Here is a 25,368-nt window from a genome sequence, read left to right as displayed (position 1 = left end):
GCGAACCTGCAAATGCTCGCGCTGACATTCCCCTATTTCTCAAACTTGCCCCTGTGCCCGCTGCCGTTGATATCCCACACCAGGCTGCGGCCGGAAATGGTCAGCACCAGGCCGCCAAAACCGCTGTCGTCGGGCGTGTGGTGCGTCGATGCCGAACTGCGGCCGGCCGGAATGGCCTCGACGGTCGATCCCTTCTTCACCCAGCAGCCCTTGCCGTACTGGTCGTTGGCGCCATAGGCCAGCATGAACTCGAAGCTGCCGTCTTTCCTGAGCAGCAGTTCGGAGCCGACCTCCATGACGCCACGCAGATAGTAGTGCCCGGCAAGGCCGGCGTCGCCCGGCTTGCAGCCCGCGGCGCTGGCCGGATTGGCCAACCCGAGTAAAAATGCGCAGCCAAGCGCGTATGCGTAGCCCAGTCGCATGCTCAATCCCCCGATCAAGAAAATATGGAACCCGACGAAGCGGGCGGTTTCAGGTGCCGTTGACGCTGGCCAGGAACAGCCCGGCGACGATCGCAACCACTGTAGCTACCGTGGGATAGATCACCAGCAGGCCGGTCACCAATGCGTCCCGCAGGGAAGGCCCCTTGCCGGTGTCGGCCGGTACATCGAACGGCCCGGCAGCTTGGCCAACCAGTTTCGGCGCATGGGTGCCGGCCGGGCGCAGGCGTGCTGGCAATTCGCCGGCATCGCTGTTGGCATGGAATTTCACTGCGCTGGTCATGTCCCGAACCCCTTCATGTCCTGCGCTATATCGGCCGCGATTGTGTCGGCACGATGCCGCGCCCATGGCGGGATTGTTTCATTTTCGGTGCGTTTCTGTTTCAAGGGGGTTCGACTCCTCCTGCTCTCACCGGGCGCGGTGCGAGGTGCCGACCCTTGCCGCTCCCGGCCGCATCAGTTAGGAAACGCGCGCTGCCGAATAGGAAATTCCTATCCGCGCAGCGCCACGAAACACCGGGTGCTCATCTCATGGCCGACAAATCGGAAAAGACGAAAGCGCGATTGCCGCGCGGTTTTGCCGACCGCAGCGCCGAGGACATCCGCGCCGTCGAGAAGATGATGGCGACGATCCGCTCGGTCTATGAGCTTTATGGTTTCGAGCCCGCCGACCAGCCGCTGATCGAATACACCGATGCGCTCGGAAAATTCCTGCCCGACCAGGACCGGCCGAACGAAGGCGTGTTCTCTTTCCAGGACGATGACGAGCAGTGGCTGTCGCTGCGCTACGACCTGACCGCGCCGACGGCGCGCTTCGTCGCCGAGAATTACGAGCGCCTGCCGAAACCCTATCGCAGCTACCGCTCCGGCTGGGTGTTCCGCAACGAGAAGCCCGGGCCCGGCCGCTTCCGCCAGTTCATGCAGTTCGATGCCGACACCATCGGCACGCCGGGTGTCGCCGCGGATGCCGAAATGGCGATGATGATGGCCGACGTGATGGAAGCGCTCGGCATCAAGCGCGGCGACTACGTCATCCGCGTCAACAACCGCAAGGTGCTGGACGGCGTGCTGGAGGCGATCGGCCTCGGCGGCGACGAAAATGCCGGCCGCCGGCTGACGGTGCTGCGCGCGATAGACAAGCTGGACAAGCTCGGGCCGGAAGGCGTGAAGCTCCTGCTTGGGCCGGGGCGTTGGGATGGCGGCAAGGAAGGCGAAGGCGACTTCGCCAAGGGCGCCGGGTTGAACAATGGGCAAGCCGAGGCGGTTCTTCAAGCAACCGCGAGAAATGCGCAGGCAGGCCAGGATTCCATGGTCAGGAACGCGACCTATCAGGAAGGCGTCAGCGAACTCGCGATCATCGAAGCGCTGGTCAGGGCGGCGGGATATGCCGAAGACCGCATCGCCATGGACCGCTCGGTTGTGCGTGGCCTCGAATACTACACTGGCCCCGTCCTCGAGGCCGAACTTTTGGCCGAAATCCCCAATGAGGACGGCCAGATCGTGCGCTTCGGTTCGGTTGGCGGCGGCGGCCGCTATGATGGTCTGGTCTCGCGCTTCCGTGGCGAGCCGGTGCCGGCGACGGGTTTTTCCATCGGCGTTAGCAGGCTGATGACGGCGCTGAAGAACCTGGGCAAACTCGACAGCGCCGATGTGATCGCACCGGTCGTCGTGCTGGTCATGGACAAGGATACGGACAGCCTCGGTCGCTACCAGAAGATGGTCGGCGAGCTGCGCGCCGCCGGCATCCGGTCCGAAATGTATCTCGGCGGCGCCGGCATGAAGGCGCAGCTCAAATATGCCGACCGGCGAAATTGCCCGGTCGCAATCATCCAGGGCGGTGACGAGCGCGCCAAGGGTGAGCTGCAGATCAAGGATCTGATCGAAGGCGCGCGCATGTCGGCGGAAATCACCGATAACGCCGAATGGCGAGCCGCGCGCCCGGCTCAGGTGACGGTGGCGGAAAGCGAACTCGTCGCCGAGGTGAAGAAGATCCTGGCGGCGCAGGCTGCTGACCGCGCGAAATAAGAGCGCGGCCAGTGACCTCCCGCTACCCCGCCATCGCAGCCGACATCATCAGCCTCTTCGCCGCGCGCAACACGCATGCGGTCGAGGTCGCCATATTGCAGCCGGCCGACCCGTTCCTCGACATGGCCGGCGAGGATTTGCGCCGCCGCATCTTCCTCACCGAAAGCGAGACCGGGCAGACACTGTGCCTGCGGCCGGAATTCACCATTCCGGTCTGCCTCGACCACATAAGTTCGCAGGCCGGCACCCCGCGCCGTTATTCCTATCTGGGCGAGGTGTTTCGCCAGCGCCGTGAAGGCGGCAACGAGTTCTTTCAGGCCGGCATCGAGGACCTTGGCGATCGCGACACGGCTGAAGCCGATGCCCGCTCGGTAGCCGACGCGCATGCGCTGCTGTCGCTGGTGCTGCCCGGTCAGGCGCTCACGATCACGCTCGGCGACCAAGGCGTCTTCGAAGCGGTGCTGGCGGCCCTCGGCCTGCCGCGCGGCTGGCGCATGCGGTTGGCGCGTGCCTTCGGCTCGGCGCCGATGTTGCAGGCGGCACTTGCCGATCTCGCCAATCCGCCGCGCAACGGCCAGCTTTCCGGCGAGGTCGCGTCGCTTGTCCTCGATGGTGATCTCGAAGGTCTTTCCACCCACATCGCCGGCGGCATGGAGGAAGCCGGTCTGTCGGCATCCGGCGGGCGCTCGCCCACAGACATTGCGCGGCGATTGATCGAGAAAGCCGAATTGCGCAGCGTGCGGCTGTCCAACGAAGCCTTTGCTGCACTGAAGAATTTTCTGGCGATCGACGTGCCACTCGATGGCGCGGCTGAGGCGCTGGAGACCTTCGCTGTTGGCGCCGGGCTTTCTCTGGGTGCCGCGCTGGAAAAATTCGCGGCCCGCGCCAGGGCGATCGAGGCGCATGGCTTGCCAACAGCAAAAATCCGCTACGACGCCGCCTTCGGCCGGCCGCTCGATTACTACACCGGTGTGGTCTTTGAAATCGCGGCGCAGGATGGCGAGCGTCCCCTGGCCGGTGGCGGCCGCTATGACCGGCTGCTGACGCTGCTTGGTGCAAAGACCGCCATTCCCGGTGTCGGTTTTTCCGTCTGGCTCGACCGCATCGAGGCGTTGCGGGAGACGGCACCATGATCACGCTGGCGATCCCGTCGAAAGGCCGGCTGAAAGAGCAGGCGCTGGAAGTGCTGGCCAGAGCCGGCCTCGCCATCAGCCTGCCCGGCGACGAGCGCAAATATCACGCCCGGGTCGAGGGGCTGGACAATGTCGAGGTCGCCTTCCTGTCGGCTTCCGAAATATCGGGCGAAATCGGCCAGGGCGCGGTCGATCTCGGCATCACCGGCGAGGATCTGGTCCGCGAAAACCTCGCCGACTGGGAGGCCCGCGCGGAAATCGTTGCCCGTCTCGGCTTCGGCCATGCCGATGTCGTGGTCGCGGTGCCAGAAATCTGGCTCGATGTCGACACCATGGCCGATCTCGACGACGTCGCTGCCGATTTCCGTCAGCGCCACGGAAGGCGGCTGCGGATCGCCACCAAATACTGGCGGCTGACGCAGCAGTTTTTCTCGCAGAAGCACGGCATTCAGGTCTATCGCATCGTCGAGAGCTTAGGCGCCACCGAAGGCGCGCCGGCGGCCGGACTTGCCGACGTCATCGTCGACATCACCAGCACCGGCTCGACGCTGCGCGCAAACCACCTCAAGGTGCTGGGCGACGGGGTTGTGCTGAGGTCGCAGGCCTGTCTGGTGGCGTCGAAGAAAGCTCGCGCCGCAGGCGATGAAGCCATCTTGCGCGACATTATCACGAAGATGAGTGCCCTCCCTCCTCCTTGAGGGGAGGGTGGACAGCCGCCGAAGGCGGATGGACGGGTGGGGTCATCGCGGCAGTGCTCGACGTCAGACGACCCCACCCGCCTCGCTCCGCTCGGCACCCTCCCCTCGAGGGGGAGGGATCGACCATCGACAGGATTTCCACTGCCTCGCCGGGCTGATAGACTCGGGCGCGCCTGGGAGGAAACAGCGATGCCGGTCAATCTCGACGAGCTGAAGAACGCCACCAATCTGCGCGGCCGCGGCGCGCGCGCCGGCAGCGTCTTTATCGCACCCGTCGATGGCAGGGCGCATGTCTCGGGCGAGCGCAAGGTGCCGCTGCTCGACAAGACCATTCCCGAGCTTTTCTCCGACACCGCCAGCAGATACGCCACACAGGATGCCGCCGTCTTTGTCGGTCAGGACAAGCGTTTCACCTGGAGCGAACTGTCGGACACGGTGGACGCGCTGGCCGCCGGTTTCCTGGCGCTGGGCCTCGAAAAAGGCGACCGCGTCGGCATCTGGTCGCCCAACCGCTGGGAATGGCTGGTGACGCAGTTCGCCACCGCCCGCATCGGCCTGATCCTGGTCAACATCAATCCGGCCTACCGGCTGACCGAGCTCGACTATGCGCTGAACAAGGTCGGCTGCAAGGCGCTCGTCACCGCGGCCAGCTTCAAGACCTCGGACTATCTCGGCATGATCGAGACGCTGGCGCCGGAGATCGCCACCGCGACCCCCGGCAAGCTCAAGGCGCAAAAATTGCCTGATCTGAAGATCGTCATCCGCATGGGCGAGGACAATTCGCCAGGCATGTTCAATTTCGCCGACGTGCTGGCCATGGCCGGCCGCGATGAGCATGACAGCCTCGACCGCATCTCCGAGGGACTGAAGCCGAACGACGCGATCAACATCCAGTTCACCTCGGGCACGACGGGCGCGCCCAAAGGCGCGACGCTGACGCACCACAACATCGTCAACAACGGCAATTTCGTCACCTCGGCGATCAAGCTCACCGTCGACGACCGGCTCTGCATCCCGGTGCCGCTCTATCATTGCTTCGGCATGTCGATGGGCACGATGGGCTGCGTGTCGAAGGGCGCGACGATGGTTTTCCCGGGCGAGGGTTTCGACCCGGGCGCGACGCTGAAGGCCGTGGCGCAGGAACGCTGCACCGGCCTCTACGGTGTACCGACCATGTTCGTCGGCATGCTCGACCATGCGGATTTCGCGACCTTCGACCTCTCCAGCTTGCGCACCGGCATCATGGCCGGCTCGCCGTGCCCGATCGAGGTGATGAAGAAGGTGGTGTCGCTGATGCATATGTCGGAGGTGACCATCGCCTATGGCATGACCGAGACCAGTCCTGTGTCCTTCCAGAGCGGCGTCGACGATCCCCTGGAAAAACGCGTCTCTACGGTTGGCCGCGTCCACCCCCATGTCGAAGTGAAAGCAATCGATGCCGACGGCGCCACGGTTGCCGTCGGCGCGCCGGGTGAATTGTGCACGCGCGGCTATTCGGTGATGAAGGGCTATTGGGACGACGAGGAGAAGACCCGCGAGGCAATCGACAGCGACGGCTGGATGCACACCGGCGACCTCGCCACCATAGACGCAGAGGGCTATTGCAACATCGTCGGCCGCGTCAAGGACATGGTCATTCGCGGTGGCGAGAACGTCTATCCAAGAGAGGTCGAGGAATTCCTCTATCGCCATCCCAAGGTCAGGGAGGTGCAAGTGTTCGGCATTCCCGATGCCAAATATGGCGAGGAGCTGTGCGCCTGGATCGTGCTTAAGCCCAACCAGATCGCCACCGAGCAGGAGATCAAGAACTTCTGCGCCGGCCAGATCGCCCACTACAAGATCCCCCGCCACATCCGCTTCCGCACCGAATTGCCGATGACGGTGACCGGCAAGCCGCAGAAATTCCTGATGCGCGAAGCGATGGTGGAGGAGCTTGGACTGGTGACGCAGAAGACGGCGTGAGGGGTGGGCGCCTCGATTTTGTCGTTGCGCTCAATATTGCCAAGGTCGCGCGACCTTGCGGCATCTTCAGGAGCCGCAGGTCGGTGTCGTTTGCCGGAGTCGAACGCCGGGCGATGGGCTTGCCGGCTTTGCGATGACCCGGCTTTGCGATGACATTGGCTGAGGCGCTCCCCACAGGCTTCCGCAAGGTTCGCAGAAACATATGGGGGCTTGAATGACTGGTTTTGGACGATCGGCGATTTCCTACGCGATGCCCCTCGCTGCGCTGGCGATGGCCGTCGCGGTCAGGGCCAGCGGACTGTCGGTAGACGTAGGTTCGCCGAGCACCAGGATCCTTGTCGGTGCGCTGTCGTGTGCGATCATGTTCGTCACCATTTTCGTGGTGCTCGACCACGCCGAGGCGGTGGCTCGGAGGGTAGGGGAGCCGTACGGCACGCTGGTACTGACATTTGCCGTCACGGCAATCGAAGTGTCGATCATTGTTTCCATGATGCTGCATGGAGAGAACAACCCGACGCTGGCACGGGAGTCCGTCTTCTCGACGGTGATGATCACATCCACCGGCGTTGTCGGCATGTGTCTCGCGCTTGGCGGCTGGCGTCATCGCAAGCAGGCCATCGTGCGGCAAGGGACCAGTGCCTATCTGGCGGTTCTGATCGCGTTGACCGTCATGACGCTTATTCTGCCGACCTACACCCAGACCACGGATCCCGGCACGTTTTCGGCAGCCCAACTTGGTTTCGTCAGCGTCCTTTCAGTGCTGCTCTATGCAAGCTTCGTGTTCGCGCAGACCGTCCGGCACCGGGAAGACTTTACCCAGGGACAACCACACGACGTTTCGGTGCGCGCTGCCCCTCACGAGAACATCTCTGCCAGCGCTCTGTTGCTGATCGCCGGCCTGATCGGAATTGTCATGCTCGCCGAGCAGGTCGCGGCAAGCGTCGAAGATGCGCTCGTTGCCTACCAGGTGACCCAGACTGACAGCATTGTCGGGGCAATGATCGCGGGGCTGGTGTTGATGCCGGAGGCCATTTCGGCGGTGCGCGCTTCACTCAACAACGAGCTGCAGCGCGGCTTGAATGTCGCGATGGGTTCGGCTTGCGCCACGATCGGCCTGACCATACCGGGAGTAGCAGCCGCCAGCCTGCTGACCGGGAGAGGACTGACCCTGGGGCTGCCGGCTGCTGATGCGGTCCTTTTGGTCTTGGCACTTGTCATATGCAATGTAAGCTTCAGCACTGAAAGAACGACGTTCTTGACCGGAATGGTCCATCTTGTAGTATTTTTTACCTATGTATTTCTGATATTTATACCATGAGAGCTTTGGTGTAAGCGAGCGCCACGGGCGGCATCCTTCGCTGCCTCAAACCCCTGATTTGAGGTGGTCGATGAAGGCGCGCAGTTTCGGCAGGATCTGGCGCTTGCCGGGATGGTAGAGGAAGACGCCCGGCGTCGTCGCGGCGATGGCGTCCAGCACCGGCTCGAGTTTTCCCTGGCCTATTGGACCTTCGGCGACGGGCCGAGGGATCTGCGCCAGCCCGATCCCACGCATCGCGGCCCCGATTAGCGTCGGATAGTCGTGGGCGATCAATGGGCCTGAGACCATGGCCTCGATCGCCTCGTTGCCGTCGACGAACGTCCATGGCGCAATGGCGCCGTTCGAACGGCGCAGGCGCAAGCAGGCGTGATTGCGCAAATCGTCGACGCGTTCGGGGCGGCCATGGCGCTCGAGATAGTCCGGGCTGCCGACCACCACGAACGGGAATGACGGGGTCAGCCGCACCGCCACCATGTCGGTGGCAATGAACTGGCCGAGGCGGATGCCGGCATCGAACCCGCCGGTCGCCAGATCGACCATCTCGTCGCTCGCGGCAATCTCCAGTTCGACTTCGGGATAGGCCTGGCAGAACGACGCGATCACCGGCTCCAGGATCAACGGCACGACGGCGCGCGGCACCGACAGGCGCAGCAGGCCGGTCGGCCGCCGGCCGACATCGCGCGCGGCCTCGCCGGCCGCGACAATCTCCTCGAAGGCAGGGCCGGCACGGTCGAGGAAGCGCTGACCGGCCTCGGTCAGGCCGACACTGCGCGTCGTGCGGACAAACAGCGCCGCACCGATGCGCGCTTCCAGCGCGCGCACCGCCTGGCTTACTGCGGATGGCGTCACGCCGAGATCGGCGGCGGCACGACGGAAGTTACGGCGCCTGGCGACAGCCAGGAACGCCTCGAGGCCCTCCAGTGCACCGCGCCGGACTGTGTAGCTCTGCTTCATAGGTTGTTGTGATTATACCGGATAGTCGAGTTGTGGAAGCGGGCTTAGGTAAGAGGCTGAAAGACAGGAGGCATCTTGCCATGACCGATGAACTTGCCATGACCGATGAACTTGATGGCGTGCGGGACCACTATCGCGCGACCGGCCTGACCGAGCGGCTGAAGGCGGTGCTGGCTGCCCTCGGCCCGGAGGATCAGCTTCTCACCCCGCAGCAACTGGGCACCCTCGACCAGTTTCACACCAGTGGGCTTGCGGCGACCGCCGAGCTTGCCCAATTGGCTGGCATCACCGCGGGCATGTCCGTTCTGGACGTCGGCTCCGGCATTGGTGGGCCGGCGCGCTTTCTCGCTGCGACCTATGGCTGTCGGGTTGCCGGCGTCGACCTTAGCGCGCCTTTCGTGGATGCCGCGCGATATCTGACCGAGCGCACGGGGCAGGGCGGGCAATTGTCGTTCCAGACCGCCAACGCACTGGAGCTTCCATTTGACGACGGACGTTTCGACATCGTGCTGCTGCAGCATGTGGCAATGAACATCTTCGACCGGGCGCGGCTCTACCGCGAGATTCGGCGCGTGCTGAAATCAGGCGGCAGGTTCGCCACCTTCGACGTCGTGTTGGGCGGCGGAGAACCGCACTATCCGCTTCCCTGGGCGCGAACGCCGGCGACGAGTTTTCTCCTCACAGTCGACGCGACGCGTGAGGCGATCGAACCGGCCGGCTTCAGCACGCTGGCCTCGCATGACGACACTGAAGTCGCCAAGGCCTGGTTCACGCAGTTGCGTGCCTCGGGTCCGCCGCCTGCGCCAAATCTCGGCGTGGTGATGGGACCGGACTTTGCCGAGCTTGCAGCCAATCTGGGACGAAATCTCATGGAGGGTCGGCTCGGCATCCTGACCGCCGTCTTCGAGGCCGCGTAGATCAACAGTTGACGGGAGAGCGGAATGTCAGCGGAAGTCATTTTTCAGACCCATCTTGTTCTGGGCTATGTCGCGTGGCTGCTTTGCCTGAGCGCGTATATCTGGCCGTGGCTCACATCGATAGAACGCGCCGCGGCGCAACGCGCCATCGCCACACTGCACAGCTTCCGCTTCTTCGGCCTCGTCTTCATCCTTCCGGGTATCGTCAGCCCCGATCTGCCCGCAAGCTTCGCCACCTTTGCCGCCTATGGCGACTTCGCTACAGGCGTGCTGGCCATGCTGGCGCTGCTGACAGTGCGGATACGCCAGCTCTTCTTGCCGTTCGTTGTCGCCTTCAACGTCGTTGGCATGGTCGACCTCATCGTCGACTATTACCAAGCCATCCAGGCCGACCTTCCTGCCCATGCGGGGTTACTGGGCGTCACCTACGCGATCCCGATCATCTACGTGCCGCTGCTGATGATCACGCACGTCGTCGCATTCTATTTTCTGACGCGACCGCACCAGAAAACGACGCGTGCCGTCACAGGCAATGCGGCTTCCTAGATTATCTGGGAGTCTCTGCGGGACTTTCGAGGCAATAGCTGCTTGCGAAAGCGGGATGCTGGTCGCTACGCCCCTTGCTGGCGACGGCCAGTCCGGCTCTCGCTCGGCCGCGGTGCCGAGCCTGGTTCCTGCACCAGCGGTCCGAGCAGCACCTCGCCAAACAGCGGCTGGTAGCTCCTGCGCACCGCCGGATCCTCCTTGAAGGAAAGCGCGTACTGGCCGATCTGGTGGAAATAGGTGATGCGGGCCCTGACCAGGCTTTCGTCCTCGGGATAGCCCATGGCGCGGAAGGAGCGGATCAAGAGCGCGATGCGCAGATCGTCCATGTCCTTAACCTCCTGCGTCAGCTTCTTCGACGTTCGCGACCAGTCGCGCACCGCCAGGTCAAGCAGCGGGCTGAACGGCGCCTCATCGACCCAGACATGCACGATGTCGGTGAAGAACTGCAGGCCGTCGATGTCGTGGATGTCGCGCATCGCCCAGAACGGCTCGCAGTTGGTGTTGCGCCATTCCTGCAGCAGGCCGTCGCGAAGGTCGGCCAGGCTGGCGAAGTGAAAATAGAAGCTGCCGCGCGTGACCTTCAACTGTTTGGAGAGATGGTCGATCTTGACCTCGCCGATGCCACGCTTCTCCAACACCTTGCGCGCAGCCGTGATCCAGGCCTCGCGGCTGAGCGTCTGCCGCGCCGCCTTCGCAGGCGGGGCGGCTGTCGAGAATCTCTTGGCTCTGGCCGGGGCGCTTTCGGCTTTCATCTGATCAAGACCTTCATCGCCATGCGCGGCGCCTGCAACCTGTTCGCCGGCTTCGATGCGCTTCGCGATTCTTCGAGTATCCATCTATCGCGGAACGCCAAGCTCAGGGCAATGCGCTGATCCGCTCCAGCATGAGCTCGAAGAACGGCGCCGGATCGATGCGCCTCAGGACGTTGCAGTTCCTGGTGCGGCCGGTCACGTGCCACCAGTCGACCACGGTCATGCCGATCGTCTCCGGCGAGACGATGTCGACCGTCACCGCGCACTGGCGCTGTTCATAGAGCTGCGGCGCCAAGAGATAGCCGGTGACGCAGGCATCATGGATGGGGCGCGCCGGCGTTTCGAATTTGTGTGTGCCGTACTGGCGGAAGAAGTCCGCCAGATTGGCGGCCTCGATCGCGGCACGGCTGCCGGTTGCGCGCAGGCGGTCGAGCCATTCGGGCGTCATCAGCGCGGTGTAGGTGCAGTCTATGCCTGCCATGGTCACGGGCACGCCGCTGTCGAACACCTTGTGCGCCGCATGCGGGTCGACGAAGATGTTGAATTCCGCGGCCGGCGTGGCGTTGCCGCCCTGGAAGAAGCCGCCGCCCATCAGCACGACTTCGCGCAGCCGGGGCACGATCCTCGGCTCCATGGTCATGGCCATGGCGAGATTGGTCATCGGCCCGAGCGTGCAGACGGTCAGTTCGCCCTCTGGCGCATCCATGATCGTGCGTACCAGATAATTCACCGCGTGTTCGCTCTGCAGCGGCGTCACCGGCTCGGGAAGGTCGGCACCGTCGAGGCCGGTCTCGCCGTGCACATATTCGGCGGTGATCAACTTGCGCACCATCGGCGCTGGGCATCCGGCATGGACCGGCACATCGGGCCGCCCGGCAAGCTCCACCACCTTCAGCGCATTCTTCGACGTCAGGGCAAGCGGCACGTTGCCGCCGACCGTGGTGATGCCGACCACGTCGAGCTCGGCCGGAGAGCCCAGCGCGAAGAGGATGGCGAAGGCGTCGTCCTGGCCCGGATCGGTGTCGATGATGATCTTGCGTGGTGCCATGTTTCAGCGCTCTTCCTTTTGCGATCGAAAGCCTATTGATGAGGCCGTTCGGATGTGTAGAAATACAGTACTGTATCTTATGTTCAAGACAGGGTGTTCGAAAATGGATGCACAAGAGCGCGGCGATTTTTCCGAAATTCCGATCCTCGACGTGTCAGCGCTCTATGGCGACGACGAGGGCGCGATCCGGGCAACGGCGGCGACGCTGCGCCGTTACCTCGAGACGATCGGCTTCCTCTATGTCACCGGGCATCCGATTCCCCGTGCCGATGTCGAGGCCGTGCGCGAAGCCAGCAAGCGCTTCTTTGCCTTGCCCGAGGCGGAAAAGACGAAGCTGAAGATCGACCGGAATTTCCGCGGTTATCTGCCTTTTGCCGGCTCGACCATCGTGACCTCATCGGTGGCCACCGTCAGCAAGCCCAACCAGAGCGAATCGATCTTCTTCATGCACGAGGTCGGCGCCGACGATCCAAGGGCTCTGGCCGACAAACCCTTGCAAGGCCCCAACCAGTGGCCGGACGAGGCAGCACTTGCCGGCTTCAGGGAGACAATCGAACGCTATGTCCAGGAAATGGGCACGCTCGCGCGCAAGATGGTCCGCGCCATTGCGCTCTCGCTCGGGCTGCCCCCCGACAGCCTGGACCGCTATTTCGAGCAGCCGACGACCTTCCTGCGGCTGCTGCACTATCCGACGCAGCCCCAGGAAGAGGGGCTCTTCGGCTCGGCGCCGCACACCGACTATGGTTTCATCACCTTGCTGGCGCAGGACAATGTCGGCGGCCTCGAGGTCAAGAACAAGGCCGGCGACTGGGTTCCAGCACCTCCGGTTCCGGATTCCTTCGTCATGAATGTCGGTGACATCCTGGCGCGCTGGTCGAACGACCAGTTCGTCTCGACGCCGCATCGCGTCATCAACCGGTCGGGACGCGAGCGCTATTCGCAGCCCTTCTTCTTCGATCCGTCCATGGACGAGACGATCGAAGCGCTGCCGGTCTGCGTGCCGGCCGGCACGCAGCCGAAATACGGGCCGGTGCTCTACGGCGACTATCTGATGGAGCGCATCGACAAGAACTACCACTATCGCAAGAAGAAGGCGGCGGAAGCGGCCAGCGCATAACGGCAAACAAACACGAGAAAGGGGAACAGCAATGAACGCATATCTGCGAATGACCGGCCTTGCGCTGGCGATATCCACAATGGCCTGGGGCGGGGTTTCCCGGGCCGCCGAGGTTGCGAAATCCACCGACGTCAAGCAGAGCGGGACGCTCGCCGTCGCCAACACGCTGGACTATGCGCCGTTCGAATATCTCGATGCCGACGGCAAGCAGACCGGCATCATCATCGAACTGGCCGGCGAAGTGGCCAAGCTCGTTGATGCCAAGCTGGATATACAGCGCACGCCATTCCCGTCGATGATACCCGGCCTGGCGGCCGGCCGCTTCAAGATTGCCTGGGAGACGTTCTCGGCCACGCCCGAGCGGCTGAAGCAGGTCGACTTCGTCATGTTCCTCAAGGCTGGCCTTGCCGTCTCGACCTCGCCCGACAAGAAGGCGAGCTTCAGCGGCGACACGCCGCTCTGCGGCAAGCGCATCGGCGTCTCGGCCGGCAGCGCCTCGGACTTCCTGGTCGACAAGCTCGGCAAGGAGTGCACCGACAAGGGCCAGGCGGCTATCGAGAAGTCGGTCTTCAACTCCTCGACCGATATCGTCCAGGCCGTGCTGTCCGATCGTGTCGACGCCCGCATGGACGATGCGACCGCATCGAGCTATTTCGAGGTGACGAGCAAGGGTCAGCTGGTGGTCCTGCCGACGCTTTACGAGGTCGCGCCACTCGGCATGGCGATCGCCAAGGACGACAAGGAGACCGCCGACATGATGGTGGCAGCACTTGCCGAGCTGTTCAAGAACGGCACTTACAAGGCTATCCTCGACAAGTACGGCATGGGCGCCTACGCGATCAAGGAGCCCTACTTCGTCGGCACCATGGACGCGCTTCGCGCCGAATAAGAATTACCGGCGCCTGATCCTGGGTCAGGCGCCGGCCAGCGATCAGGAGAGACCATTGATGGGCGTGGCCCACCCGACCGAGATCGGCGTCGAGCCCGGCGTTGCCGCCGCCGTGTCACGACTGACCGTCGTGCCGCAGCGCCGCTATGGCATCTGGGTCGGCACGGCGTTCGCCCTGCTGCTGGCGTTCCTGATCATCCGCGCTTTCGCCAGCAACCCCGCCTTCGCCTGGGGTACGGCCGCCGGCTACCTGTTCCATCCCTCGATCATGCGCGGCCTCGGCAACACGCTGGTGCTCACCGTCATCATCATGGTGTTGGCGATCGTGGTCGGCACCGTCGTCGCCATCATGCGGGTGTCGCCAAGTCCGGTGCTGCGCGCCTTCGCGGGTGTCTATGTCTGGTTCTTCCGGGGTGTCCCGGCCCTGATCCAGCTGATCTTCTGGTTCAACCTGTCGCTGCTGGTGCGCGAAATCTCGCTCACTCTGCCTTTCCTGGGCACGCTGTTTTCCGTGCGCACCAATGATTTCATGACCCCGTTCTTCTCTGCCGTGGTTGCGCTTTCGCTCTGCGAGGCCGGCTACATGGCCGAGATCATCCGCGCCGGCATCAAGTCGGTTCCGTCGGGCCAATCGGAAGCGGCGAGCGCGCTCGGCATGCCCTACCGCATGATCCTGAAACGCATCACTCTGCCGCAAGCCATGCGCTTCGTGCTGCCGCCGACCGGCAATGAGGCGATCAACCTCCTGAAGATGACCTCGCTGGTGACCTTCATTGCGGTCGATGACCTGTTCTATACCGCGCAAAGCATCTATGCGCGTACCTTCGAGACGATCCCGCTCTTGATCGTGGTCGCCTTCTGGTACCTCGCCGTGGTCAGCATCCTATCGGTGGGGCAGCATTTCCTGGAGCGCCATTTCGGCCGCAGCGACACGCGCCGTGAACCCCTGACGATGCGCGCCTTGCGCAATTTGATCAGCCTGCGTGGCGTTGCCCGATGAGCGACGTGAAGGCCGAAAACCGTGCCCGCTTCGGCGTACCGGTCGATTCCATGGTGTTCGCGCGCGGCGTGCGCAAAACGTATGGCTCGCTCGAGGTTCTCAAGGGCGTCGACTTCGACGTGCCCGAGGGCTCGGTCGCCTGCATCATCGGCCCGTCGGGATCTGGCAAAAGCACGTTCCTGCGTTGCATCAACCATCTGGAAAAACTCAGCGGCGGCATCCTCTTGGTGGACAGCCAGTTCGTCGGCTACGACCTCCAGGGCGACAGACTTTATGAGGTCAAGGACGATCTGCTCTGCCAGCGCCGGGCCGAGATCGGCATGCTGTTCCAGTCGTTCAACCTGTTCTCGCACATGACGGTGATGGAGAACCTGATCGAGGCGCCGACGCAGGTGCGGCGCATCCCGGCCGACCAGGCGAAGGCCGAGGCGGAAGTCCTGCTGCGTCGCGTCGGCCTCGCCGACAAGATCGACCGCTATCCGCGCGAACTCTCGGGCGGCCAGCAGCAGCGCGTGGCGATCGCGCGCGCCATGGCGATGAAGCCGAAGGTGTTGTTGTTCGACGAGCCGACATCGGCGCTTGACCCGGAACTGGTCGGCGAGGTGCTGCAGGTGATGCGCGATCTGGCCGAGAGCGGCATGACGATGGTCGTCGTCACCCACGAGGTCGGCTTTGCCCGCGAGATCGGCGATCAGCTCGTCTTCATGGACGGCGGTGTGATCGTCGAACGCGGCGCGCCGCGCGAGATGATTGCCAACCCGAAATCGCCACGAACCCGCGAATTCCTGTCCCGGGTTCTCTGACGCCTGTCATCACGCCGCCAACATCGCCACACCCAGCCCGCGAATAATCTTCGCCAGTTCCACGCACTCGCCATGCCTTGCATTGTTGCGCCGCCAGGCAAGGCAGATCATGCGTTGCGGCATCGGCTCCTGGAACGGCACGATCTTGAGGTCGGGGATGGTGCCGGCTGGCCCCGTCGCCATTTCGGGGATGAGCGTGACGCCGAGCCCATGCGCCACCATCTGCAACAGCGTGGTCAGGCTGGTGGCGCCGTAGCTGGCCATCGCCACCGGCTGCACGTTGCCGCAAACGGCGAGCGCCTGTTCGCGCAGGCAATGGCCTTCCTCGAGCAGCATCAGCCGCTCCAGTGCCGGGCTTTCGGGCGGCACCGGCGGTGAGGCGAAGGCCGGATCGCCGGCCGGCACGGCGAGGAAGAACCGGTCGGGGAACAGCGCCTCGGTAATCAGTCCGGGATGATCGAGCGGAAGGGCTGCGATGAAGGCGTCGAGTTTTCGCGAAGCGATGTCCTCGACCAGGGCAGCGGTGACCGCCTCGCGCAGTTCGAGCTGCATGGCAGGAAAATGCCTTTTCAACTCGGGCAGGGCGCGCGGCAAGAGATAGGGCGCGACGGTTGGAATGATACCCAGCCGGAAGCGCCCTTCCATGGCCGTGCGGCCACGCCGGGCTGACGTTTCGACATCACGTATGTCGGCCAGGATGCGCTCGATGCGCGGCAAAAGGGCGATCGCTTCGTCGGTCATGCGGACCGACTTGCCGCCGCGTTCGAACAGCCGGCAGTTCAACCGCTGCTCCATCTCCGCGATCTGCGAGGACAGCGCCGGCTGGCTGACACCGGCAAGCCTTGCCGCACGCCCGAAATGCAGCGTCTGCGCCAGCGTCTCGAAATAATGCATCTGCCGGACGGTCAATCCTATCATAAGAAAATCCTATCGAAAAAAACAGGAAAGGCAATTTGTCTTTATCGGTAAGGCGGCCTAGTCTGGAATCATTCCAGATTGGTGTGGTCGCTGGCCGCCCCCGAAATCTTGGCAAAGATCAAAACTCGGCAAAAAAATCGGAGACGAACATGGACGCGAAAACCGACGACACCAGCGCGGGCAAATGCCCTGTGGCGCATGGATCCACCGGCCGAACCAACCGTGACTGGTGGCCGAACCAGCTGAATGTTCAGATCCTGCACCAGCAGTCGTCGCTGTCCGACCCGATGGGCGAGGCGTTCGACTATGCCGAGGAATTCAAAAGCCTCGACCTCGATGCCGTCATCAAGGACCTGCATGCGCTGATGACGGATTCGCAGGAATGGTGGCCGGCCGATTTCGGCCATTACGGTCCGCTGTTCATCCGCATGGCGTGGCACAGCGCCGGCACCTACCGCATCGCCGACGGTCGCGGCGGCGCGGGAGCCGGCCAGCAGCGTTTCGCGCCGCTCAACAGCTGGCCTGACAACGTCAACCTCGACAAGGCCCGCCGGCTGCTGTGGCCGATCAAGCAGAAATATGGCCGCAAGATCTCCTGGGCCGACCTTCTGATCCTCACCGGCAACGTCGCGCTGGAATCGATGGGCTTCAAGACCTTCGGCTTCGCCGGCGGCCGCGCCGACGTTTGGGAGCCCGAGCAGGACGTCTACTGGGGTCCTGAAGGCAAGTGGCTGGCCGACGAGCGCTACAGCGGCGACCGCGACCTGCAGAACCCCCTCGGCGCCGTGCAGATGGGCCTGATCTACGTCAACCCGGAAGGGCCGAACGGCAAGCCTGATCCGCTGGCCTCGGCGCGCGATATCAGGGACACTTTCGCCCGCATGGCGATGAACGATGAAGAGACGGTAGCGCTCATCGCCGGCGGCCATACCTTCGGCAAGACCCATGGCGCGGGCGATGCGGCACTGGTCGGCGTCGAGCCGGAAGGCGCCGACATCGAGCAGCAGGGCCTCGGCTGGGCCAACAAGTTCGGCACCGGCAAGGGCGGCGACGCCATCGGCAGTGGTCTGGAGGTGACCTGGACGACGACGCCGACCAAGTGGAGCAACGACTTCTTCGACAACCTGTTCGGCTTCGATTGGGAATTGACCAAGAGCCCGGCCGGCGCCCACCAGTGGACGCCGAAGGGTGGTGCTGGCGCCGGCACCGTGCCGGACGCCCACAATGCGGCCAAGCGCCATGCGCCCGCAATGCTGACCAGCGATCTGGCCCTGCGCTTCGATCCGTCCTACGAGACGATCTCGCGGCGTTTCCATGAGAACCCGGATCAGTTCGCCGACGCCTTCGCCCGCGCCTGGTACAAGCTGACCCACCGCGACATGGGCCCGGTCGCCCGCTATCTCGGCCCGCTCGTTCCGAAGGAAGAGCTGCCCTGGCAGGACGTCATTCCGGCGGTCGATCATGTGCTGATCGACGAGCAGGACGCCGAAGCGCTCAAGGCCAAGATCCTGGCCTCCGGCCTGTCGGTGTCGCAGTTGGTCTCGACGGCGTGGGCGTCGGCCTCGACCTTCCGTGGTTCCGACAAGCGCGGCGGCGCCAATGGCGCGCGCATCCGCCTCAGCCCGCAAAAGGACTGGGCCGTCAACCAGCCGGCCGAGCTCGCCAAGGTGCTCGACAAGCTTGAGGCGATCCGCAAGGATTTCAACGCTTCGCAGACCGGCAGCAAGAAGGTCTCGCTTGCCGACCTGATCGTTCTTGGCGGCAATGCGGCCATCGAGAAGGCCGCCGGCCACAGCGTTGACGTTCCGTTCTGGCCGGGCCGCATGGACGCCTCGCAGGAGCAGACCGACATCCACTCCTTCGCGCCGCTGGAGCCGACGATTGACGGCTTCCGCAACTATGTCAGCGGCACGCAGCGCCAAACGGTAGAGGAGGCGTTGGTCGACCGTGCACAGTTGCTGACGCTGACCGCGCCTGAGCTGACCGTCCTCGTCGGCGGCCTGCGCGTTCTCGGCGCCAATGCCGGGCAGTCGAAGCACGGCGTCTTCACCACCAAGCCGGGAACGCTGAGCAACGACTTCTTCGTCAACCTGCTCGACATGGGCACGGAGTGGAAGGCGACGTCCGACGCCAAGGACGTGTTCGAAGGCCGCGACCGCAAGACCGGCGAAGTCAAGTGGACCGGCACCCGCGCCGACCTGATCTTCGGCTCGCACTCGCAGCTGCGCGCGCTGGCCGAAGTCTATGCGACGGCGGACGCCAAGGCGAAGTTCGCGAAAGACTTCGTCGTCGCCTGGACCAAGGTGATGAACGCCGATCGCTTCGATATCGCCGGCTGATCCGAGCCCAGGGACGAATAAAAAAGGCGCGGGCCCTGGCCCGCGCCTTTTTGCATTTCAGGCTTCGAGATCAATCCTTCTCGAAGACACGCGCCTTGGCGACGACGCCGGCGATGGCGCCACCGATCAGCGGTGCGACGATGAACAGCCAGAGCTGGCTGAGCGCGGCACCGCCAGTGAACAGCGCCGGGCCGATCGAGCGGGCCGGATTGACCGAGGTGCCGGTGACCGGGATCATGGCGAAGTGAATGCCGGCCAGCGTCAGGCCGATGACCAGCCCGGCAAACGCCGTCGAGTGCTTTTCAGCGGTCACGCCGAGGATCACCGTGACGAAGGTGAAGGTGCCGATTAGCTCCCACAGGAACGCTGAGCTCATACCCCATTTCGCCACGTCCCAGCCATTGGCGCCGAAGCCGGTGGTGTGGCCGCCGGCCTGGCCGGAAACGATGATCCACAGCGCCAGCGAAGCCAGGATGGCACCGATGATCTGCGCGATCCAGTAGGGGATGACATCCTTGGCCGGCAGCCGGCCGGCGAGGAAGACACCAAGCGTCACCGCCGGATTGAGATGCGCGCCCGAAATCGGGCCGATCGCATAGGCCGCGGCTATGAGGCCGATGCCGAATGCCAGACCGATGCCTTCCTGGCCGAGCGGCAGCGCGCCACCGAAGCCGCCTGTCACCACCGACGCCGTGCCGATGAACACCAACAGAAATGTGCCTAGAACTTCCGCCAGATAAGTCTTCATTGCCCTCTCCTCGTAGCGATCCGCCAGTCCGCGTTTTCCGCGCCGCGAATCATGGTGTGAAGAGTATTCCCAACGCAAAAACTTGGAAAGCAGAGCGGTTGCGCCACAGGCCGTGCTTGCAGTCGCCAGTTGTGAACATTAGAGACCTGTCATCTATTGATCGATCTGCTGTCGCCGGCCAGGGATATTTATGGATCGGACAGATTTCAGGCTGCCTCTTCGTCGCGAGATGGAGCGGGGTTCAATCCTGACGCGAAAGGCTCTAAGAGCAGGCGATAGATCTCGATTTGATGGAATGATGAATGCGACTGGGCGGACGGCTGGCTGCGGCCATCGAAGTGCTGGAGGACATTGGCCGGCGTCACCGGCCGGTGGCCGATGCGCTGAAGGATTGGGGCCTGTCGCACCGCTTCGCCGGTGGCGGTGATCGCGCCGCGATCGGCAACATCGTTTACGACGCGCTGCGCCACAAGCGCTCCGCCGGCTGGCTGCTCGGCGAAGACACGCCGCGCGCCATCGGCTTCGGCGCTTTGCTGCTCGAATGGGGCCAGACGGCGCAGTCGCTCAACGACGCGCTCGACGGCGACAAGTTCGCCCCGCCGCTGCTCAGCGCCACTGAGCTGCAGACGATCGCCGGTCGCCGGCTTGCCGACGCGCCGCCCGCGGTGCGGGCCGACATACCCGATTGGTGCGAACCGCTTTTCGAACGGGCCTTTGGCGAGGCATGGGTCGAAGAGGGCGCGGCGCTGGCGACGCGCCCACCGCTCGACATCAGGGTCAACACGCTGCAGGCCGATCGCGCCAAGGTCCTCAAGGAACTGGCCGAGACCGGGGCGCAGGCCGCGCGGATCGCGCCGCTCGGCATCCGCATTCCGCCCATCGACGGCGACGGCAGGCACCCGAACGTGCAGTCCGAGCCGGCCTTTCAGAAAGGCTGGTTCGAGGTCCAGGACGAGGGCTCGCAGATAGCGGCCGCGCTTGCCGGCGCCGAACCCGGCATGCAGGTGCTCGACTTCTGCGCCGGCGCCGGCGGCAAGACGCTGGCGCTGTCGGCAGCGATGGACAACCGCGGCCAGATCTTTGCCCATGATGCCGAGAAGGCGCGCCTGGCGCCGATCTTCGACCGCATCCGCCGCTCGGAAAACCGCAACGTGCAGGTCGTCACCAAGCCGGCTGAACTCAGCCCCCTCTCCAATCATATGGACATCGTGCTGGTCGATGCGCCGTGCACCGGCAGCGGCACCTGGCGCCGCCGTCCCGACGCCAAATGGCGGCTGACGCAAAGGCAGCTCGATGCCCGCAAGGGCGAGCAGTCGGCAATCCTCGATGCCGCCATGCTGTATGTCAAACCCGGCGGCCTGCTGGTCTACATCACCTGTTCGGTGTTCGACGAGGAGAATGGCGAGCAGATCGCTGCGTTTCGCGAGCGGCACAAAGGCCTTGCCCCGGTCGATCATCGCGCGTTGTGGGACGGCCATTTTCCGGGCCATGAGGCGGCCGCACGGATCGGCGCCGCCGGCGATATCTCACTGTCGCCATTGCTGAGCGGGACAGACGGGTTTTATTTCTGCGCGCTGCGCCGGAGCAGTTGAGATCCGCCGAATCCCCGGCCACTCGACCCATGACGGCCGACCGAGACGGATTGTTGCAGTGCAGCAATTGAGATTGCCTGCCGCCGATCCCTCTGCAATAAGCTTTGCCAGACAAACGAAGGCAATTGCGATGGCAGCAAAGATCGTACCGGCTCCCGACTATGAGGATCGCGTCAGGGCATCCTTCGCGCGCCAGCAGGCGATGGCGACGATCGGCGCCGAACTGACATTGGTGACCCCCGGCATCATCGAGATCGAGATGCCCTATTCGGCGGCACTGACCCAGCAGCATGGCTTTCTACACGCCGGCGTCATTTCAACAGCGCTGGACTCGGCCTGCGGTTACGCGGCGTTCTCGCTGATGCCGGAAAACTCCGGCGTGCTGACCATCGAGTTCAAGGTCAACCTTCTGGCACCGGGCAGGGGCGAACGTTTCCTGTTCCGTGGCTCTGTAACGAAGCCCGGCCGCACCATCATCGTCGCCGACGGCCAGGCCTATGCCTTTGCCGCCGACGGCGAGGCCAAGCTGATTGCCACCATGACCGGGACGATGATGACGGTGGTCGGCCGCGACGGGATTGCTGGGTGAGGAGCGGTCCGCGTAGCGGACGAAAAGCCCCCGAATGGGTTTTTCGAGCGACGAACGCCCGGAGCCATAGCGAAGGGCCGGGCGCCGGTGAGGGCACGCCGCTCCTCTTGTCGCCAGCGTAGGTAGTAGTGCAGGGTGGAGTAGGTCATGACCGGTAATGTTACGCGAATTGGCGGCAAGGACGTCCTCTTCGTCATGGCGGCGCAGGCCGAATATGGCCCGCATCTGCAAAAACTGTTCACGCCCTTGATGACGGGCGTCGGCCCGGTCGAAGCCGGTGTCCGGCTTGGCGCCGAACTGTCCTGGTTGAAATCCGAGAAGGCCTTGCCGGACCTCGTCGTCTCGCTCGGCTCAGCCGGCAGCCGGACCCTGGAACAGACCGAAATCTATCAGGCCGTCTCGATCAGCTATCGCGACATCGATGCTTCGCCGCTGGGTTTCGAAAAAGGCGCGACGCCGTTTCTCGACCTGCCGGTGAGCGTGCCGCTGCCGTTTCGTATTCCTGAAATCAAGCAGGCGACGTTGTCGACCGGCGGCGCCGTCATCACCGGTGCCGCCTATGACACGATCGCGGCCGACATGGTCGACATGGAGACCTTCGCCTCCCTGCGCGCCTGTCAGCTGTTCGATGTGCCCCTGATCGGGCTGCGCGGTATTTCTGACGGCGCGGCGGATTTGCGGCATGTCGGCGACTGGACTGAATATCTGCATGTCATCGACGAGAAGCTGGCCGGCGCCGTCATGCGGCTCGAACAGGCGGTCAGTGACGGGCTGCTCGTCGCCTGAGCGCAACCAGGGGTCAAGCCGCGAGGCTCTCCGGATCGCCGAAATCGATGCGCGAGATGCGCCCGCGCGCAGTGCCGGTCGCATCGATATAGTCGATAGCTCCCTGTGTGTGGTCGAGTTTCCAGGAGCCGATGGGGCCGTCCTGCCATTCGACCGTGTAACCATCGTCTTGCAGTGTCCAACGCCCATGGAAACGGCTGCCGTCCGGCAGCAGCATATGCGCCTGGTCTGCGGTTTCGTAGTGGATGAAGGCGCTTTTGCCGCCCATGTCCACGACATGCGTGGTGCCGATCATGATAATGGCCAGCGTATCCTTGTTCAGAATTGTCATTATCCCTGTCCAAAGGTTTGAGTTCGAAAGCGCTCGACGCAAGCAAAGTCGTCAAGTACCTTGACTATATGGAGTCGCAATAAAGTGGTCAAGGAGCTTGACGAAAAAACCGAAGCGCTGCCTGACCACGTCGGCTGGCGCCTGTGGCAGGCAAGTCGTGCCTGGCAGGCCGAATTCGCTGTCGCCATGCGCACCGCCGGCCACGGTTGGTTCACCGAAGCGCGCGCCGGGCTGCTGGGACATATCCCCCGTGGCGGCATTCGTCAGGCGGCGCTGATCGAGCGCTCGGCAATCTCCAAGCAGGCGGTCCAGCAATTGCTCGACGGTCTGGAGGCGGAGGGCGTGGTGCAGCGTCTGCCCGACCCGCGGGACGGGCGCGGCAAGCTTGTCGGCTACACGCGCAAGGGTCTGGATGCCTTGCGTGACGGCGACCGCATCAAGCTCCAGATCGAGCATGGCTACGTCGAGCGCATTGGCCAGAGGCGGTTCGCGGCACTGATGGACGCTTTGCGGACACTCGACGCCGGGCAGGCGGACGCCGGCGATAAAGAGGCCGGCGTTCAGTGAACGGCGCGGCTTTGTAACCCATTGCGCCGACTCGTTTCTTTCTCTAAACGCTCGCCATGACAACAGCCAATCACCCCGACACCGTCCTGATTGTCGATTTCGGCAGCCAGTTTACCCAGCTCATCGCCCGCCGCATTCGCGAGGCCGGCGTGTTTTCCGAGATCGTGCCGTTCCAGTCGGCCGAAGCCGCGTTCAAGCGCATCAATCCGAAAGCCGTCATCCTGTCGGGCGGCCCGGCCTCGACGTCTGATATAGGCAGCCCGCGCGCGCCGCAGATCGTTTTCGACGCCGGCGTGCCGGTGCTTGGCATTTGCTACGGCCAGATGGCCATGTGCGTGCAGATGGGCGGCGTCGCCGAAAGCTCCAACCATCGCGAATTCGGCCGCGCCTTCGTCGAGATCGAGAAGGACAGCCCGCTGTTCGAGGGCCTGTGGGCGACCGGCCAGCGCCATCAGGTATGGATGAGCCATGGCGACCGCGTCATCGCCTTGCCGCCGGGTTTTCAGGTGTTCGGCAAGTCGGAAAGCTCGCCCTTCGCTATCTTCGGCAATGTCGAGCGCAAGATGTATGGCATCATGTTCCACCCGGAAGTGGTGCACACGCCGGACGGCGCCAGGCTGCTCAGGAACTTCGTCCACAACATCGCCGGCATCGAAGGTGACTGGACGATGCGCGCCTACCGCGAACACGCGGTCGAGGCGATCCGCAAACAGGTCGGCAAGGGCAAGGTCATCTGCGCGCTGTCGGGCGGCGTGGATTCTTCGGTCGCGGCGTTGCTGATCCATGAGGCGGTCGGCGACCAGCTCACCTGCATCCTTGTCGACCATGGCTTGATGCGCAAGGACGAGGCATCAGGCGTGGTGGCTATGTTCCGCCAGCATTACAATCTGCCGCTGATCCTGGTCGATGCCTCCGAAAAATTCATCTCGGCGCTGGAAGGCGAGGTTGACCCGGAGAAGAAGCGCAAGACCATCGGTCGGCTGTTCATCGAAGTGTTCGAGGACGAGGCGAAGAAGCTCGGCGGCGCCGATTTCCTGGCGCAAGGCACGCTCTATCCCGATGTCATCGAAAGCGTCTCCTTCACCGGCGGCCCATCGGTGACCATCAAGTCGCACCACAATGTCGGCGGCCTGCCCGAGCGCATGAACATGCAACTGGTCGAGCCGCTGCGCGAACTGTTCAAGGATGAGGTGCGGGCGCTTGGCAAGGAGCTCGGCCTGCCCGAAAGCTTCATCGGCCGCCACCCATTCCCGGGTCCGGGCCTCGCCATACGCTGCCCGGGCGGCATCACGCGCGAGAAGCTGGAGATCCTGCGCGAGGCCGACGCTATCTATCTCGACGAGATCCGCAAGGCCGGCCTCTACGACGCCATCTGGCAGGCCTTCGCCGTGCTGCTGCCCGTGCAAACCGTCGGCGTGATGGGCGACGGCCGCACATACGAATTCGTCTGCGCGCTCCGCGCCGTCACCTCGGTCGACGGCATGACGGCGGACTTCTACCACTACGACATGGCCTTCCTGGGTGCCGCCGCAACCCGCATCATCAACGAGGTCCACGGCATCAACCGCGTCGTCTACGACGTGACGTCGAAGCCGCCTGGCACAATCGAGTGGGAATGATTCAGGCCTACCCAAACGCCGCCGAGAATACGCCAATCTGCGACGTAACGTACTGAAAACAAAAATGAATCCTTTCAGAGACAATCGGCGACAATCGGTACGCAGAGATTGGCTTTGACGGATCGCTTGACGGACCTTCCCCATATTGCCCACCCGAATTTTTCCAAGTACCGTCAGAGCCAACGAGGCTCGTGACGGTACTTTTTTGTGCCTTAAGGCATTGAAGATAAAAGGAATTTCCTGACACGCAGCCTCGAGATTGTACTGACGGTACTTT

General features: G+C 63.7%; 25 protein-coding genes. 17 read left to right on the top strand and 8 right to left on the bottom strand.

Translation table 11 applies throughout. The features are described 5' to 3' along the window. Nucleotides 1–32 precede the first annotated feature (32 nt). The gene (locus AC1D05_RS19495; protein ID WP_477443069.1) at nt 33–422 is read right to left on the bottom strand and encodes a hypothetical protein; all 390 of its coding nucleotides are present in this window, start codon (nt 420–422) and stop codon (nt 33–35) included. Between the two features lie 49 nt (nt 423–471). Then, complete coding sequence (locus tag AC1D05_RS19490; RefSeq protein WP_477443067.1) at nt 472–723, bottom strand: hypothetical protein; 252 nt, start codon at nt 721–723, stop codon at nt 472–474. 248 nt (nt 724–971) lie between these two features. Between AC1D05_RS19490 and hisS the strand changes: the two genes are divergently transcribed. The 5 genes from hisS (at nt 972) to AC1D05_RS19465 (ending at nt 7,576) form a co-directional block, all read left to right on the top strand. Beyond that, a complete protein-coding gene (gene hisS, locus AC1D05_RS19485) occupies nt 972–2,465 on the top strand; it encodes a histidine--tRNA ligase (RefSeq protein WP_477443065.1) in 1,494 nt (497 codons plus the stop codon). A gap of 11 nt (nt 2,466–2,476) precedes the next feature. Then, nucleotides 2,477–3,598 carry an ATP phosphoribosyltransferase regulatory subunit gene (locus AC1D05_RS19480; protein ID WP_477443063.1) on the top strand — a complete coding sequence of 374 codons (1,122 nt, stop codon included), beginning with the start codon at nt 2,477–2,479 and terminating at the stop codon, nt 3,596–3,598. After that, a complete protein-coding gene (gene hisG, locus AC1D05_RS19475; RefSeq protein WP_477443061.1) occupies nt 3,595–4,296 on the top strand; it encodes an ATP phosphoribosyltransferase in 702 nt (233 codons plus the stop codon). The genes AC1D05_RS19480 and hisG overlap by 4 nt, the downstream gene beginning before the upstream one ends. Before the next feature lie 189 nt (nt 4,297–4,485). Continuing rightward, nucleotides 4,486–6,258: an AMP-binding protein gene (locus tag AC1D05_RS19470; protein WP_477443059.1), complete on the top strand. Its 1,773-nt coding sequence runs from the start codon at nt 4,486–4,488 to the stop codon at nt 6,256–6,258. A gap of 214 nt (nt 6,259–6,472) precedes the next feature. Then, nucleotides 6,473–7,576 carry a calcium:cation antiporter gene (locus tag AC1D05_RS19465; RefSeq protein WP_477443057.1) on the top strand — a complete coding sequence of 368 codons (1,104 nt, stop codon included), beginning with the start codon at nt 6,473–6,475 and terminating at the stop codon, nt 7,574–7,576. 45 nt (nt 7,577–7,621) lie between these two features. On the opposite strand, the gene AC1D05_RS19460 is transcribed toward AC1D05_RS19465, so the two are convergent. Next, complete coding sequence (locus AC1D05_RS19460) at nt 7,622–8,530, bottom strand: LysR family transcriptional regulator (protein ID WP_477443055.1); 909 nt, start codon at nt 8,528–8,530, stop codon at nt 7,622–7,624. Between the two features lie 80 nt (nt 8,531–8,610). Here AC1D05_RS19460 and AC1D05_RS19455 point away from each other — a divergent pair, with 80 nt between their 5' ends. Then, nucleotides 8,611–9,447, top strand: coding sequence for a class I SAM-dependent methyltransferase (locus tag AC1D05_RS19455; RefSeq protein ID WP_477443053.1), 837 nt, complete (start codon nt 8,611–8,613; stop codon nt 9,445–9,447). A 24-nt stretch (nt 9,448–9,471) separates the two neighbouring features. Further along, on the top strand, nt 9,472–9,993 hold the full coding sequence (locus AC1D05_RS19450) for a hypothetical protein (RefSeq protein WP_477443051.1): 522 nt from the start codon (nt 9,472–9,474) through the stop codon (nt 9,991–9,993). 65 nt (nt 9,994–10,058) lie between these two features. On the opposite strand, the gene AC1D05_RS19445 is transcribed toward AC1D05_RS19450, so the two are convergent. Further along, the gene (locus AC1D05_RS19445) at nt 10,059–10,745 is read right to left on the bottom strand and encodes a TetR/AcrR family transcriptional regulator (protein ID WP_477443345.1); all 687 of its coding nucleotides are present in this window, start codon (nt 10,743–10,745) and stop codon (nt 10,059–10,061) included. Nucleotides 10,746–10,848: 103 nt separating this feature from the next. After that, nucleotides 10,849–11,793 carry a nucleoside hydrolase gene (locus AC1D05_RS19440; protein ID WP_477443049.1) on the bottom strand — a complete coding sequence of 315 codons (945 nt, stop codon included), beginning with the start codon at nt 11,791–11,793 and terminating at the stop codon, nt 10,849–10,851. A gap of 103 nt (nt 11,794–11,896) precedes the next feature. Here AC1D05_RS19440 and AC1D05_RS19435 point away from each other — a divergent pair, with 103 nt between their 5' ends. Genes AC1D05_RS19435 through AC1D05_RS19420 form a run of 4 tightly spaced genes read left to right on the top strand, consistent with a single transcriptional unit; the run spans nt 11,897 to nt 15,602 of the window. Further along, nucleotides 11,897–12,910 carry an isopenicillin N synthase family dioxygenase gene (locus tag AC1D05_RS19435; protein ID WP_477443047.1) on the top strand — a complete coding sequence of 338 codons (1,014 nt, stop codon included), beginning with the start codon at nt 11,897–11,899 and terminating at the stop codon, nt 12,908–12,910. 31 nt (nt 12,911–12,941) lie between these two features. Beyond that, a complete protein-coding gene (locus AC1D05_RS19430; protein WP_477443045.1) occupies nt 12,942–13,799 on the top strand; it encodes an ABC transporter substrate-binding protein in 858 nt (285 codons plus the stop codon). Between the two features lie 58 nt (nt 13,800–13,857). Next, a complete protein-coding gene (locus AC1D05_RS19425; RefSeq protein ID WP_477443343.1) occupies nt 13,858–14,799 on the top strand; it encodes an amino acid ABC transporter permease in 942 nt (313 codons plus the stop codon). Between the two features lie 50 nt (nt 14,800–14,849). Further along, complete coding sequence (locus AC1D05_RS19420; protein WP_477443341.1) at nt 14,850–15,602, top strand: amino acid ABC transporter ATP-binding protein; 753 nt, start codon at nt 14,850–14,852, stop codon at nt 15,600–15,602. Nucleotides 15,603–15,611: 9 nt separating this feature from the next. Here AC1D05_RS19420 and AC1D05_RS19415 read toward each other — a convergent pair whose 3' ends face one another. Next, a complete protein-coding gene (locus tag AC1D05_RS19415; RefSeq protein WP_477443043.1) occupies nt 15,612–16,520 on the bottom strand; it encodes a hydrogen peroxide-inducible genes activator in 909 nt (302 codons plus the stop codon). A gap of 149 nt (nt 16,521–16,669) precedes the next feature. Here AC1D05_RS19415 and katG point away from each other — a divergent pair, with 149 nt between their 5' ends. Next, nucleotides 16,670–18,859, top strand: a complete 2,190-nt coding sequence (gene katG, locus AC1D05_RS19410; protein ID WP_477443041.1) for a catalase/peroxidase HPI — start codon at nt 16,670–16,672, stop codon at nt 18,857–18,859. 70 nt (nt 18,860–18,929) lie between these two features. Here katG and AC1D05_RS19405 read toward each other — a convergent pair whose 3' ends face one another. Continuing rightward, a complete protein-coding gene (locus AC1D05_RS19405; RefSeq protein WP_477443039.1) occupies nt 18,930–19,607 on the bottom strand; it encodes an MIP family channel protein in 678 nt (225 codons plus the stop codon). Between the two features lie 302 nt (nt 19,608–19,909). On the opposite strand from AC1D05_RS19405, the gene AC1D05_RS19400 reads away from it, so the two are divergent. The 3 genes from AC1D05_RS19400 to AC1D05_RS19390 all read left to right on the top strand — a co-directional run bounded on the left by AC1D05_RS19400 (nt 19,910) and on the right by AC1D05_RS19390 (nt 22,574). Further along, entirely contained in the window at nt 19,910–21,199 is a 1,290-nt protein-coding gene (locus AC1D05_RS19400) for an RsmB/NOP family class I SAM-dependent RNA methyltransferase (RefSeq protein ID WP_477443037.1), read from the top strand. 130 nt (nt 21,200–21,329) lie between these two features. Further along, nucleotides 21,330–21,788, top strand: coding sequence for a PaaI family thioesterase (locus tag AC1D05_RS19395; RefSeq protein WP_023686843.1), 459 nt, complete (start codon nt 21,330–21,332; stop codon nt 21,786–21,788). Nucleotides 21,789–21,935: 147 nt separating this feature from the next. After that, nucleotides 21,936–22,574, top strand: a complete 639-nt coding sequence (locus AC1D05_RS19390) for a 5'-methylthioadenosine/S-adenosylhomocysteine nucleosidase (protein ID WP_477443035.1) — start codon at nt 21,936–21,938, stop codon at nt 22,572–22,574. A 13-nt stretch (nt 22,575–22,587) separates the two neighbouring features. Here the strand turns inward: AC1D05_RS19390 and AC1D05_RS19385 are convergent, their stop codons facing one another. After that, nucleotides 22,588–22,905, bottom strand: a complete 318-nt coding sequence (locus tag AC1D05_RS19385) for a hypothetical protein (protein WP_477443033.1) — start codon at nt 22,903–22,905, stop codon at nt 22,588–22,590. Between the two features lie 84 nt (nt 22,906–22,989). Between AC1D05_RS19385 and AC1D05_RS19380 the strand changes: the two genes are divergently transcribed. Together AC1D05_RS19380 and guaA are read left to right on the top strand one after the other, a co-directional pair. Beyond that, nucleotides 22,990–23,472 carry a MarR family winged helix-turn-helix transcriptional regulator gene (locus AC1D05_RS19380; RefSeq protein ID WP_477443031.1) on the top strand — a complete coding sequence of 161 codons (483 nt, stop codon included), beginning with the start codon at nt 22,990–22,992 and terminating at the stop codon, nt 23,470–23,472. Between the two features lie 56 nt (nt 23,473–23,528). Next, the gene (gene guaA / locus AC1D05_RS19375) at nt 23,529–25,091 is read left to right on the top strand and encodes a glutamine-hydrolyzing GMP synthase (RefSeq protein WP_477443029.1); all 1,563 of its coding nucleotides are present in this window, start codon (nt 23,529–23,531) and stop codon (nt 25,089–25,091) included. The last annotated feature ends 277 nt before the right edge of the window (nt 25,092–25,368 follow it).

The organism is Mesorhizobium sp. P2_E9 (assembly GCF_056403815.1).
Note: the sequence above shows the minus strand (reverse complement) of the source record. Positions and strands in the feature narration are given on the sequence as shown.

Excerpts from the sequence above, each read along its gene's own strand:
- AC1D05_RS19470 (WP_477443059.1), top strand. The coding sequence starts at position 4,486 with ATGCCGGTCAATCTCGACGAGCTGAAGAACGCCACCAATCTGCGCGGC.
- AC1D05_RS19495 (WP_477443069.1), bottom strand. The coding sequence starts at position 422 with ATGCGACTGGGCTACGCATACGCGCTTGGCTGCGCATTTTTACTCGGG.
- AC1D05_RS19390 (WP_477443035.1), top strand. The coding sequence starts at position 21,936 with ATGACCGGTAATGTTACGCGAATTGGCGGCAAGGACGTCCTCTTCGTC.
- AC1D05_RS19435 (WP_477443047.1), top strand. The coding sequence starts at position 11,897 with ATGGATGCACAAGAGCGCGGCGATTTTTCCGAAATTCCGATCCTCGAC.
- AC1D05_RS19430 (WP_477443045.1), top strand. The coding sequence starts at position 12,942 with ATGAACGCATATCTGCGAATGACCGGCCTTGCGCTGGCGATATCCACA.
- hisG (WP_477443061.1), top strand. The coding sequence starts at position 3,595 with ATGATCACGCTGGCGATCCCGTCGAAAGGCCGGCTGAAAGAGCAGGCG.
- AC1D05_RS19445 (WP_477443345.1), bottom strand. The coding sequence starts at position 10,745 with ATGAAAGCCGAAAGCGCCCCGGCCAGAGCCAAGAGATTCTCGACAGCC.
- hisS (WP_477443065.1), top strand. The coding sequence starts at position 972 with ATGGCCGACAAATCGGAAAAGACGAAAGCGCGATTGCCGCGCGGTTTT.
- guaA (WP_477443029.1), top strand. The coding sequence starts at position 23,529 with ATGACAACAGCCAATCACCCCGACACCGTCCTGATTGTCGATTTCGGC.
- AC1D05_RS19455 (WP_477443053.1), top strand. The coding sequence starts at position 8,611 with ATGACCGATGAACTTGCCATGACCGATGAACTTGATGGCGTGCGGGAC.
- AC1D05_RS19490 (WP_477443067.1), bottom strand. The coding sequence starts at position 723 with ATGACCAGCGCAGTGAAATTCCATGCCAACAGCGATGCCGGCGAATTG.
- AC1D05_RS19425 (WP_477443343.1), top strand. The coding sequence starts at position 13,858 with ATGGGCGTGGCCCACCCGACCGAGATCGGCGTCGAGCCCGGCGTTGCC.
- AC1D05_RS19440 (WP_477443049.1), bottom strand. The coding sequence starts at position 11,793 with ATGGCACCACGCAAGATCATCATCGACACCGATCCGGGCCAGGACGAC.
- AC1D05_RS19450 (WP_477443051.1), top strand. The coding sequence starts at position 9,472 with ATGTCAGCGGAAGTCATTTTTCAGACCCATCTTGTTCTGGGCTATGTC.
- AC1D05_RS19400 (WP_477443037.1), top strand. The coding sequence starts at position 19,910 with ATGCGACTGGGCGGACGGCTGGCTGCGGCCATCGAAGTGCTGGAGGAC.
- AC1D05_RS19420 (WP_477443341.1), top strand. The coding sequence starts at position 14,850 with ATGGTGTTCGCGCGCGGCGTGCGCAAAACGTATGGCTCGCTCGAGGTT.
- AC1D05_RS19385 (WP_477443033.1), bottom strand. The coding sequence starts at position 22,905 with ATGACAATTCTGAACAAGGATACGCTGGCCATTATCATGATCGGCACC.
- AC1D05_RS19415 (WP_477443043.1), bottom strand. The coding sequence starts at position 16,520 with ATGATAGGATTGACCGTCCGGCAGATGCATTATTTCGAGACGCTGGCG.
- AC1D05_RS19465 (WP_477443057.1), top strand. The coding sequence starts at position 6,473 with ATGACTGGTTTTGGACGATCGGCGATTTCCTACGCGATGCCCCTCGCT.
- AC1D05_RS19395 (WP_023686843.1), top strand. The coding sequence starts at position 21,330 with ATGGCAGCAAAGATCGTACCGGCTCCCGACTATGAGGATCGCGTCAGG.
- AC1D05_RS19405 (WP_477443039.1), bottom strand. The coding sequence starts at position 19,607 with ATGAAGACTTATCTGGCGGAAGTTCTAGGCACATTTCTGTTGGTGTTC.
- AC1D05_RS19460 (WP_477443055.1), bottom strand. The coding sequence starts at position 8,530 with ATGAAGCAGAGCTACACAGTCCGGCGCGGTGCACTGGAGGGCCTCGAG.
- katG (WP_477443041.1), top strand. The coding sequence starts at position 16,670 with ATGGACGCGAAAACCGACGACACCAGCGCGGGCAAATGCCCTGTGGCG.